12 protein-coding genes are annotated in these 10145 nt (G+C 71.0%); all 12 read right to left on the reverse strand.

Going from position 1 to position 10145, the window contains the following annotated elements:
- The coding region (locus tag AB0O67_RS34140) for an ATP-binding cassette domain-containing protein (protein ID WP_365458881.1) at window positions 1-416 on the reverse strand (416 nt) is incomplete at its 3' end.
- 31 nt (window positions 417-447) lie between these two features.
- Complete coding sequence (locus AB0O67_RS34145) at window positions 448-1554, reverse strand: aliphatic sulfonate ABC transporter substrate-binding protein (protein ID WP_365458884.1); 1107 nt, start codon at window positions 1552-1554, stop codon at window positions 448-450.
- Between the two features lie 241 nt (window positions 1555-1795).
- Window positions 1796-3151: a GTP-binding protein gene (locus AB0O67_RS34150; protein ID WP_365458887.1), complete on the reverse strand. Its 1356-nt coding sequence runs from the start codon at window positions 3149-3151 to the stop codon at window positions 1796-1798.
- A gap of 2 nt (window positions 3152-3153) precedes the next feature.
- Window positions 3154-4089 carry a sulfate adenylyltransferase subunit CysD gene (gene cysD, locus AB0O67_RS34155; RefSeq protein WP_365458890.1) on the reverse strand — a complete coding sequence of 312 codons (936 nt, stop codon included), beginning with the start codon at window positions 4087-4089 and terminating at the stop codon, window positions 3154-3156.
- Window positions 4086-4658 (reverse strand): adenylyl-sulfate kinase, encoded by a 573-nt coding sequence (gene cysC / locus AB0O67_RS34160; protein ID WP_365458893.1) that lies wholly within the window; start codon window positions 4656-4658, stop codon window positions 4086-4088. Before cysC ends, cysD begins: the two co-directional genes overlap by 4 nt.
- Complete coding sequence (locus AB0O67_RS34165) at window positions 4655-5365, reverse strand: phosphoadenylyl-sulfate reductase (RefSeq protein ID WP_365458896.1); 711 nt, start codon at window positions 5363-5365, stop codon at window positions 4655-4657. The genes cysC and AB0O67_RS34165 overlap by 4 nt, the downstream gene beginning before the upstream one ends.
- Window positions 5362-5550, reverse strand: coding sequence for a hypothetical protein (locus AB0O67_RS34170; protein WP_365458899.1), 189 nt, complete (start codon window positions 5548-5550; stop codon window positions 5362-5364). The genes AB0O67_RS34165 and AB0O67_RS34170 overlap by 4 nt, the downstream gene beginning before the upstream one ends.
- 28 nt (window positions 5551-5578) lie before the next feature.
- A complete protein-coding gene (locus AB0O67_RS34175) occupies window positions 5579-7276 on the reverse strand; it encodes a nitrite/sulfite reductase (protein ID WP_365458902.1) in 1698 nt (565 codons plus the stop codon).
- A gap of 128 nt (window positions 7277-7404) precedes the next feature.
- Complete coding sequence (locus AB0O67_RS34180) at window positions 7405-7488, reverse strand: putative leader peptide (RefSeq protein WP_309486338.1); 84 nt, start codon at window positions 7486-7488, stop codon at window positions 7405-7407.
- Between the two features lie 127 nt (window positions 7489-7615).
- Window positions 7616-8188, reverse strand: a complete 573-nt coding sequence (locus tag AB0O67_RS34185; RefSeq protein ID WP_365458905.1) for a GNAT family N-acetyltransferase — start codon at window positions 8186-8188, stop codon at window positions 7616-7618.
- Window positions 8189-8205: 17 nt separating this feature from the next.
- The gene (locus AB0O67_RS34190) at window positions 8206-9408 is read right to left on the reverse strand and encodes a hypothetical protein (RefSeq protein ID WP_365458908.1); all 1203 of its coding nucleotides are present in this window, start codon (window positions 9406-9408) and stop codon (window positions 8206-8208) included.
- A 214-nt stretch (window positions 9409-9622) separates the two neighbouring features.
- Window positions 9623-10145, reverse strand: a 523-nt coding sequence (locus AB0O67_RS34195; protein ID WP_365458911.1) for a helix-turn-helix domain-containing protein, incomplete at its 5' end; no start/stop codon positions are given.

The raw sequence follows: 10145 nt of genomic DNA on the forward strand, positions 1-10145 counted from the left end.
ACCCGCTTGCCGTACGCCCCCTGGAGCCGGACCAGTTCCAGCAGTTCCTCCGCGCGGCCGCGCCGGTCCGCCTTGGGCACACCGCGCAGCTTCAGGGCGAGCTCGATGTTCTTGCCCGCGGTCAGCCACGGGAAGAGGGCGTGCTCCTGGAACATCAGCGCCGGGCGGCCGTCCGTCGCGATCGACCCGGCCGAGGGCTTGTCGAGCCCCGCCACCAGGTTCAGCAGCGTGGACTTGCCGCAGCCCGAGGCCCCCAGAAGGGTGACGAACTCGCCCGGCGCGACATCGAGCGTGATGTCGTCGAGGACGAGCTGCTGCCCGGCGGGGCCGGCGAAGGACTTCGAGACGTGCTCGATGCGCGCGGCGTGCTCCACCGACGTACCGGCGTCGGCGGCCTTGGCGAAGGTCGTGGCCATGGTCGTCACCTCCTGGGAACTGGTCAGGGACTTATGAAGCGGTGCCGAGACCGGCGTCGGCGACGGTGGCCTCGCCCTCGGCGGCGAGGATCTTGTTCAGCGGCGTGAGGTCGTAGATGCCCTTCAGGTCGGGCCGCTCCAGCAGGCCGGCCTTCACCGCGTGCCGCGCCTGGGCGTCGAGCGTGGCCGCGAGCGGGTCGTCGGTGATGCGGATCGACCGCCACGCCGGGTCCAGAACCTCGGGCGGCAGCGGCTTGCCGGTGTCCGCCTGGAGCTGCCGGTTCGCCGCCGCCTTCGCCCTGTCGGGGCTGGCATTGATCCACTTGTTGGTCCCGACGGACGCCCGCAGCACCGCCTCGACCGCCTTCGGGTGCTCCTTCAGGAAGCTCTGCGACACGATGATGTTCGTGATCACGAACTTCTTGTCGGGCCACAGGTCGGACTCGTCGAGCAGTACCTTCCCGCCCTCGGCGACCAGCTTCGACGCGGTCGGCTCGGGCACCCAGGCGCCGTCGACGGAACCTGACCGGTAGGCGTCCGGGACCACCTTGTTGTCCGTGCGGACCACGGAGACGTCGCCCTCGCCGCTCTCCGCGTCGACCTTCCAGCCCTGCTCGGAGATCCAGTTCAGGAACGCCACGTCCTGCGTGTTGCCGAGCTGCGGGGTGCCGATCCGCTTGCCCTTGACGTCCTTCAGGGACTTCACCTTCTCGGGGTCGACCACGAGCTTCACCCCGCCCGAGGCCGAACCGCCGATGATCCGCAGGTTCTTGCCGCCCGACCTGATGTACCCGTTGATCGCCGGAGACGGGCCGATCCAGCCGATGTCGATCGAGCCCGAGTTCAGGGCCTCGATCTCCGAGGGCCCGGCGTTGAAGGTGGCGTACTCGGCCTTGGTGGCGCCGAGTTCCTTCTGGAAGAAGCCCTGCTGCCGGCCGACCAGGGCGGTGGCGTGGGTGAGGTTGCCGAAGTAGCCGATCCGGACGGAGTCCAGACCGTCGATCTTCTTCGCCCCGGCGGCGACCTTGACCGTGTCGTCGTCCTTGGCCTGGGAGCCGTAGCCGCAGCCGGCGAGCGCGAGCAACGGCAGCGCGGCCATCGCCACGAAGGTGCGGCGCAGGGCGGTGGTGGCAGGCACGGGAGGTGTTCCTCTCGGAGTCCCGGCGGTCACGACACCTCAGGTCGTGGCCGGGGGGTCGGCGGGTTTTCTGCGGCGAGGCGCGTACGTCAGCGCGCGCGTCGTGGGCGTCACGCACATCGCGCCACTCCGCCCTGCCCTCCCCCAAACTCCGTTCGGTGGGACCCCCAGCCGAGGGCGCCGCTGCCGACGCGGCCGCCCTCCTTCGCGAAGGACGAGTAGAAGTCGGTCGGGTGCATGGTCAGAAGTCCCACCCGTCGTCCTCGGCGTCGCCCCGGACCGGCTCCGGGGCGGCGAACGACTCGCCGACCATGCCCGCGGTGAGCGTGGTGCCGTCGCTGGGGTCGATCAGGATGAACGAACCGGTGCGCCGCGAGTCGGCGTAGGAGTCGACCGGCAGCGGCTCGGCGGTGCGGACCTTCACCCGGCCGATGTCGTTGGCGGCGAGCTGCCCCGGGTGCGGGTGCAGGGACAGGTCGTCCAGGGTGAGCCGGGACGGGATGTCCTTGACGATCGCCTTGACCGTGCGCGTGCCGTGCTTGAGCAGCACCCGGTGGCCGACGCTCAGCGGCTGGTCGGCCACGTGGCAGACGGTCGCCTCGATGTCCTGGGTGGTCGGCGGCGCGTCCTTGCTGGGCACGATCAGGTCGCCGCGCGAGATGTCGATGTCGTCCTCCAGCAGGAGGGTGACCGACTGCGTGGTCCAGGCGACGTCGACCGGCTCGCCCAGCAGGTCGATGCCGGAGATCTTCGTCGAACGTCCGGCCGGCAGGACGGTGATCTGCTCGCCGACGCGGAAGGTGCCCGCGGCGATCTGCCCCGCGTAACCCCGGTAGTCCGGGTGCTCGGCGGTCTGCGGCCGGATCACGAACTGCACCGGCAGGCGCGCGTGGCAGTGCGCCAGGTCGTGACTGACCGGAACGGTCTCCAGGTGCTCCAGGACGGTCGGGCCGCCGTACCAGTCCATGTTCGCGGACGGTTCCACGACGTTGTCGCCGTTCAGCGCGGAGATCGGGATCGCGGTGACCTCGGGGACGCCGAGCTCGGTCGCGTACGCCGTGAACTCCTCGGCGATCGCGCCGAAGACCCTCTCCTCGTAGCCGACGAGGTCCATCTTGTTGACGGCGAGGACGACGTGCGGGACGCGCAGCAGGGCGGCGATCGCGGCGTGCCGGTGGGTCTGCTCGACGACGCCGTTGCGGGCGTCGACGAGGACGATCGTCAGCTCGGCGGTGGAGGCGCCGGTGACCATGTTCCGGGTGTACTGCACGTGCCCCGGGGTGTCGGCGAGGATGAACCGCCGGCGCGGGGTGGCGAAGTACCGGTACGCCACGTCGATGGTGATGCCCTGCTCGCGCTCGGCGCGCAGGCCGTCCGTCAGCAGCGCGAGGTCCGGGCCCTCCTGGCCACGGCTGGCCGAGGCGCGCTCCACGGCCTCCAGCTGGTCGGCGAGGACCGACTTGGAGTCGTGCAGCAGCCGGCCGACCAGGGTGGACTTGCCGTCGTCGACCGAGCCGGCGGTGGCGAACCGCAGCAGGGTGGTCGCCGACAACTGCTCGACCGACAGCGTCTCGGTGGGTTCGGTGGTGCTCGTCATGGCTAGAAGTACCCCTCGCGCTTGCGGTCTTCCATCGCGGCCTCGGAGAGCTTGTCGTCGGCCCGGGTGGCGCCCCGCTCGGTCAGCCGGGACGCGGCGATCTCGGTGATCACCTGCTCCAGGGTCCGGGCATCCGAGTCGACGGCGCCGGTGCAGGACATGTCGCCGACCGTGCGGTAGCGGACCTGCCGCTTCTCGACGGTCTCGCCCTCCTTGGGGCCGCCCCACTCGCCGGCGGTCAGCCACATGCCACCGCGCCGGAAGACCTCGCGCTCGTGGGCGAAGTAGATCCCCGGCAGCTCGACGCCCTCGCGGGCGATGTACTGCCAGACGTCCAGCTCGGTCCAGTTGGACAGCGGGAAGACGCGGACGTGCTCGCCCGGGGCGTGGCGTCCGTTGTACAGGTTCCACAGCTCGGGCCGCTGCCTGCGCGGGTCCCACTGGGAGAACTCGTCCCGCAGCGAGAACACCCGCTCCTTGGCCCGCGCCTTCTCCTCGTCGCGGCGGCCGCCGCCGAACACCGCGTCGAAGCGCTCCGCCTGGATCCTCTCCGTCAGCGGCAGCGTCTGGAGCGGGTTTCGGGTCCCGTCCGGGCGCTCCTTGAGCACACCGCGGTCGATGTAGTCCTGCACGGACGCGACATGCAGCCGCAGGCCGTGCCGGGCCACCGTGCGGTCGCGGTACTCGATGACCTCGGGGAAGTTGTGCCCGGTGTCCACGTGCAGCAGGGAGAAGGGGATCGAGGCCGGCGCGAACGCCTTCAGCGCCAGGTGCAGCATGACGATGGAGTCCTTGCCGCCGGAGAACAGGATCACCGGGCGCTCGAACTCGCCCGCCACCTCACGGAAGATGTGGACCGCCTCGGACTCCAGCGCGTCCAGGTGCGAGAGGGCGTACGGGGTCTCCGTCTCCTCGGTCACGGGTGCGACGGTCGTCATGCCAGTCCCCTTTCGGCGAGCAGGGCGTACACCGACGCGGCGGACTCCTGCACGGTCTGGTGCTGCGACTCGATGCGCAGGTCGGGCGAGGCGGGCTCCTCGTACGGGTCGTCGACGCCGGTCAGCCCCGTCAGCTCGCCCGCGGCCTGCTTGGCGTACAGCCCCTTCACATCGCGCACGGAGCACACGTCCACCGGGGTCGCCACGTGCACCTCGACGTAGGCGGTGCCGTTCGTCTCGTGCCGCTTGCGCACCGCGTCGCGGCTGTCGGTGTACGGCGCGATCACCGGGACGAGGGCCTTCACGCCGTTACGGGCGAGCAGTTCGGCGACGTAACCGATGCGCTGCACGTTGGTGTGCCGGTCCTCGCGGCCGAAGCCGAGGCCCGCCGAGATGAACTCGCGGATCTCGTCGCCGTCGAGCACCTCGACGAGGTGGCCCTCCTCGCGCAGCCGGCCGGCCAGTTCGTACGCGATCGTGGTCTTGCCGGCGCTCGGCAGGCCCGTGAGCCAGACGGTGGCTCCGCTCGTCACGTGCTTCTCCTGAGGGGTCGGTGTGGTGATCGTCATCCGTGCAGCCCGCACTCGGTCTTGGACCGCCCGGCCCAGCGGCCGGCGCGCGCGTCCTCGCCCGCGAGCACCCGGCGGGTGCACGGGGCGCAGCCGATGGAGGCATAGCCGTCCATCAGGAGCGGGTTGGTCAGAACGCCGTGCTCGGAGACGTAGGCGTCCACGTCGTCCTGGGTCCAGCGGGCGATCGGCGAGATCTTGATCTTCTGGCGCTTCTCGTCCCAGGCGACCACGGGGGTGCCCGCCCGTGTCGGGGACTCGTCACGGCGCAGTCCGGTCGCCCAGGCCGCGTAGTCGGCCAGCCCCTGCTCCAGCGGCTTGACCTTGCGCAGGAAGCAGCACAGGTCGGGGTCGCGGTCATGCAGCTTCGGGCCGTACTCGGCGTCCTGCTCGGCGACCGTCTGCGCCGGGGTCAGGGTGATGACGTTGACGTCCATCACGGCCTCGACGGCGTCCCGGGTGCCGATGGTCTCCTCGAAGTGGTAGCCGGTGTCGAGGAAGACGACGTCGACGCCGGGCATCACGCGGGACGCGAGGTGGGCGACCACCGCGTCCTCCATGGACGAGGTCACGCAGAAGCGCTTGCCGAAGGTCTCCGCCGCCCACCGGAGGATCTCCAGCGCGGACGCGTCCTCGAGGTCGCGGCCCGCCCGCTCGGCGAGCGCCTTCAGCTCCTGCGTCTCGCGCGTCTCCTGAGCCGTCGTCATATCCCGTCCCCTCCCTTCGTGCCCTTCCTGTCCTGCTGGTGCCCACGGGAGAGCAGCCCCAGGAACTTCAGCTGGAAGGCGCGGTTGCACGCCGCGCACTCCCAGGCGCCGTGGCCCTGCTCGCTCGGACGCAGGTCCTCGTCGCCGCAGTAGGGGCAGTAGAAAGGTGCGGCACGCTCACTCACAGGGCATCCCTCGTCTCGCTCGCCGCGCTCACGAAAGGGCCTCCTCGGAGGCGCGGGCCGCCCAGGTCGCGAACCGCTCGCCGTCCTCGCGCTCCGCCTGGAAGCGCCTCAGGACGCGCTCGATGTAGTCGGGCAGCTCCTGCGAGGTGACCTTCAGGCCGCGCACCTTGCGGCCGAACCCGGCCTCCAGGCCGAGCGCGCCGCCGAGGTGCACCTGGAAGCCCTCGACCTGCTCACCCTGGTCGTTGACGACCAGCTGGCCCTTGAGACCGATGTCCGCGACCTGGATACGGGCGCAGGCGTTCGGGCAGCCGTTGATGTTGATGGTGATCGGCTCGTCGAAGTCCGGGATCCGGCGCTCCAGTTCGTCGATCAGGGAGGCGCCGCGCGCCTTGGTCTCGACGATGGCGAGCTTGCAGAACTCGATGCCGGTGCAGGCCATCGTGCCGCGCCGGAACGGGGACGGGCTGACCGTGAGGTCCAGCGCCCCCAGGCCCTCGACGAGGGAGTCGACCTGCGCCTCGTCGACGTCCAGCACGATCATCTTCTGCTCGACCGTGGTGCGGACCCGGCCCGAGCCGTGCGCCTCCGCCACCTCGGCGATCTTCGTCAGCGTGGCGCCGTCGACGCGGCCGACCCGCGGTGCGAAACCGACGTAGAACCGGCCGTCGCTCTGCCGGTGCACGCCGACGTGGTCGCGCCAGCGCTCCACGGGCTGGGCGGGCGCGGGGCCGTCGACCAGCTTGCGCTCGAGGTACTCGTCCTCCAGCACCTGGCGGAACTTCTCCGCGCCCCAGTCGGCGACCAGGAACTTCAGGCGGGCGCGGGTGCGCAGCCGCCGGTAGCCGTAGTCGCGGAAGATCGAGATGACGCCCTCGTGGACGTCCGGCACCTCGTCCAGCGGGACCCATGCGCCGAGCCGGACGCCGATCTTCGGGTTGGTGGACAGACCACCGCCGACCCACAGGTCGAAGCCGGGTCCGTGCTCGGGGTGGACGACACCGACGAAGGCGACGTCGTTGATCTCGTGCGCCACGTCCAGCAGCGGCGAGCCGGAGATCGCGGACTTGAACTTGCGGGGCAGGTTCGAGAAGTCCTTGTTGCCGATGATCCGGCGGTGGATCTCCTCGACGGCCGGGGTGCCGTCGATGATCTCGTCGGCGGCGATCCCGGCGACGGGCGAGCCGAGGATCACACGGGGCGTGTCACCGCAGGCCTCGGTGGTCGACAGGCCGACCGCCTCCAGGCGGTTCCAGATCTCGGGCACGTCCTCGATCCGGATCCAGTGGTACTGCACGTTCTGCCGGTCGGTGATGTCGGCCGTGCCACGGGCGTACTCCTGCGAGATCTCACCGATCACCCGCAGCTGCTCGGTGGTGAGCCGACCGCCGTCGATGCGGACGCGCAGCATGAAGTACTCGTCGTCCAGTTCCTCCGGCTCCAGGATCGCGGTCTTGCCGCCGTCGATCCCGGGCTTGCGCTGGGTGTACAGGCCCCACCAGCGCATCCGGCCGCGCAGATCGTTGGGGTCGATCGAGTCGAAGCCCCGCTTGGAGTAGATCGTCTCAATGCGTGTCCGCACATTGAGACCGTCGTCGTCCTTCTTGAACTGTTCGTTGCCGTTGAGCGGGGTGAAGTGACCCGCGGCCCACTGACCCTCACCGCGGTGACGGCTCACCTTGCGGCGGGGAGTCGCGGCAGCGGGGTTCTGCGGGTTGGCGGCCATGGTTTCTACGTCCTTCGGGACAGGGGGAAAGCGGCTCTGATCTGCGCGTACGGGCGCATGCGGGCGTACGGGCGCGAGATCGCGCAGGGACAGACGGAGCTGGGGGGATCGGCGGTGCTGGAGACGTCTCAGCTCGCCGGACAGATGGCGCTGGACATGCGGCCGAGGTCGACGTGCCGCCGACTCACCAAGGCAATTCCAGTTCCAGACATGACGGAAGCGTGTCACGGCGTTCTGGACACAGTCCAGCTTTATCCAAAGTGTGGACACCCTTGTCCCGGGATGTGGAACATGGGTGTCATCGGTCACATGGCGTGAACGCCGTCTTGTCCGGCCAGGTCAGAGAGGGTATGCGCCGGGCCACGGACCGGGCGTCGCGACGTCCGGCTCCTCCTCGACCTTGGTGTCGAACAGCTTGAAGCCGCGGCGCAGGTAGTTGTCCATGGCGTGCTCGCCGTCCTTGCTGCACGTGTGCAGCCAGACCCGCTTCGTCGCGGCGAGCCCCGGCCACCGGTCCGCGAGATCCCATGCGCGGGCGGCGCCGCGCGCCAGCAGGTGCCCGCCGATGCGGCGGCCGCGGAAGGCGGGGATCAGGCCGAAGTAGACGATCTCCACGACACCGTCGTCCTGCGGCTCAAGCTCCACATAGCCGGCGGGCGTGCCCCGGTCGTAGGCCACCCAGGTCTCCACCCCGGGCCGTCCCAGATGCTCCCGCCAGCGCGCGTACGGCCAGCCCAACCGGTCCGTCCAGCGGATGTCCCCGCCCACCGAGGCGTACAGGAAACGGCTGAACTCGGGGGAGGGCACCTCGGCGCGGGCGATCCGCACGTCGCCCTCCGGCGCCGCGGCCGGGAGCAGGTCGGCGGGGGCGGTCTGCTCCAGGGACCAGGTGGTCACGGGGATGTTCGTCATGCCGGTCAGGGAATCATCTAGTCCAGCGCCCTGTCGATCGTGTCCAGCGGCAGCGAGAACAGCATCCGCCCCGACTGCGACCAGACCTCGCCGCTCTCCTCCCAGTAGGAGAGGGACTGCGCGGAGCCGCTCCAGCACAGATACGTCTCGTCCGTCCCGCACCGCGCCACCCGCGCGCCGTCGCTGTCCTGCCGCCACAGCGTCCCGTGCTCGCCCGCCGTACGGGCCAGGTACCACTGGGAGCGGTGGGCGAGCACACCCCGGACGCCGGACGCCTTCGTCTCGTAGGCCTCCCGCGGCCCCGTGCCGAGCAGGCCAGCGCCGGAGGGGTCCGCGTCGAGCCCGTAGCGCCACAGCCGGGTGGGCCGGTCGCTGTCCGCCGGGACGGACTCGCCGGCGACCAGACTGTCGGGCGTGGTGCTGCGGTCGAGGGAGAGCGCGCCGATCCGGGCCCCGGTCAGCCGGTACGAGCGGACGGCGGGGAGTGTGTAGCGGTCGCCCCGCGCCGGGGGCGTGGTCGCGGCGGTGTCGGCGGGGGCGCGCCGGATGCGGTCCAGGTCGTAGACGTACAGTCCGCGTCCCTCGTCGGCGGTGACCAGCAGCTTGTCCTGGTACCAGACCATGCCGGTCAGCGCCGAGACGAGCGGCCGGCCGGCGGGGTCGCCGCTCGTGGGGACGGTGAGCGCGACCCAGGTGTAGGTGAGGCGCTCCGGATCGTTGGCGTCGACGAAGGCGACCCGGGAGTGGCCGCGCTGGTCGCTCCAGCCGGACAGGATCACGCGGTTCGCGCCCCACCGGCCGTCGTCGTCGGCGTCCCCCGAAGTGGTCAGGCCGCCGGTGCGCCACTGCTCGGTGCCGGCGTCGTCCCAGCAGTGCGTCCGGGTGGCCGCGGGCGCTATCGGCAGCGCGGAGCGATCGGCACCGGCGCAGTCGGCCGCGGCGCGCAGGCCGCGGTCGGCGTCCGCGAGGACGGCGGCGACGCCGACGGGCCGGGCCGGTCCGTCGGGCACGGGCCGCGCGAGCGGCTCCTCGCTCAGGCGTAGATCGGCCAGGGAGGCCGCGGAGGTTATCGGCTTCAGGGCGCCCGGGTCGTTGCCGGACGTGGCCTGGGAGGTGCTGATCAGGGTGGCGGCGCCGGTGAGCGCGAGAGCGGTCCCGGCCAGGAACGCCCGCAGCGCCTGGCCCCGCTTGCGTCGGCGGTGTCTGCCGCGATGCTTCATCTGTCCTCCCGAGGTGGGCCAACTGCGCCTGTTGATCCGTGCGTTGACCTGGGAGCAGGTGGGGTGGCCCGGTAGGGGATGCTACGTCAGGTACGGCGGAGCGGGGACGAAGACCCCGTAAATATGCGGAAGAAGCCCTCGGATCTGTGGAAGTCGCCATCGGATGTACGGCGACGGCATACCCTGCTGTCACGGTGTGTAACCTCACCCCGGCTCAGAGCACCGCCGGAGCCGCCCGCACCCTGAGCACCGCCGGCGCGCTGGAGTGCGGCAACAGATCGGACGGCTCTGGCGGGAGGATCACCTGCACCTCGGCGTCATCGCAGAAACGATAAGGCCGGTGCTCCAGGATTCCCCCGAGATACCGCCGTACCCGCGACATCTCGGCGCGCACCGTCACCGTGCGGCGCGGGTCGCCGAACACGTCCGCGGCGAGCTGCGCCGCGGTGCGCCCGGCCCGGTGCTCGGCCAGCAGGAACAGCAACTCGCTGTGCCGGGGACTCAGTTCGTGGGCCCAGGAACCGGCGCTGCCCGACACCGTCACCGTCCAGCGGCGCGGCTGCCCCAGGTCCAGCACGATCCGGGTGGCACCGGAGGGCAGCGGCTCGTCGGCGGGCCGCACCAGCCAGCCCTCGGCAAGCGGTTCCACCCGGCACAGGCCCAGCAGGGGCAGCGGGCGTCGGCCCGGTGACAGCGCCTTGGGCAGCGCGATCCGGCTGGTGTACGGCATCCCCGTC

The sequence above is a fragment of the Streptomyces sp. NPDC086077 genome (assembly GCF_040686175.1).
GTDB lineage: Bacteria > Actinomycetota > Actinomycetes > Streptomycetales > Streptomycetaceae > Streptomyces.

What these genes read in the sequence shown, in the direction of transcription:
- AB0O67_RS34150 (WP_365458887.1), bottom strand. Translation starts at nt 3,151, where the DNA reads ATGACGAGCACCACCGAACCCACCGAGACGCTGTCGGTCGAGCAGTTG.
- cysD (WP_365458890.1), bottom strand. Translation starts at nt 4,089, where the DNA reads ATGACGACCGTCGCACCCGTGACCGAGGAGACGGAGACCCCGTACGCC.
- cysC (WP_365458893.1), bottom strand. Translation starts at nt 4,658, where the DNA reads ATGACGATCACCACACCGACCCCTCAGGAGAAGCACGTGACGAGCGGA.
- AB0O67_RS34165 (WP_365458896.1), bottom strand. Translation starts at nt 5,365, where the DNA reads ATGACGACGGCTCAGGAGACGCGCGAGACGCAGGAGCTGAAGGCGCTC.
- AB0O67_RS34175 (WP_365458902.1), bottom strand. Translation starts at nt 7,276, where the DNA reads ATGGCCGCCAACCCGCAGAACCCCGCTGCCGCGACTCCCCGCCGCAAG.
- AB0O67_RS34180 (WP_309486338.1), bottom strand. Translation starts at nt 7,488, where the DNA reads ATGTCTGGAACTGGAATTGCCTTGGTGAGTCGGCGGCACGTCGACCTC.
- AB0O67_RS34185 (WP_365458905.1), bottom strand. Translation starts at nt 8,188, where the DNA reads ATGACGAACATCCCCGTGACCACCTGGTCCCTGGAGCAGACCGCCCCC.
- AB0O67_RS34190 (WP_365458908.1), bottom strand. Translation starts at nt 9,408, where the DNA reads ATGAAGCATCGCGGCAGACACCGCCGACGCAAGCGGGGCCAGGCGCTG.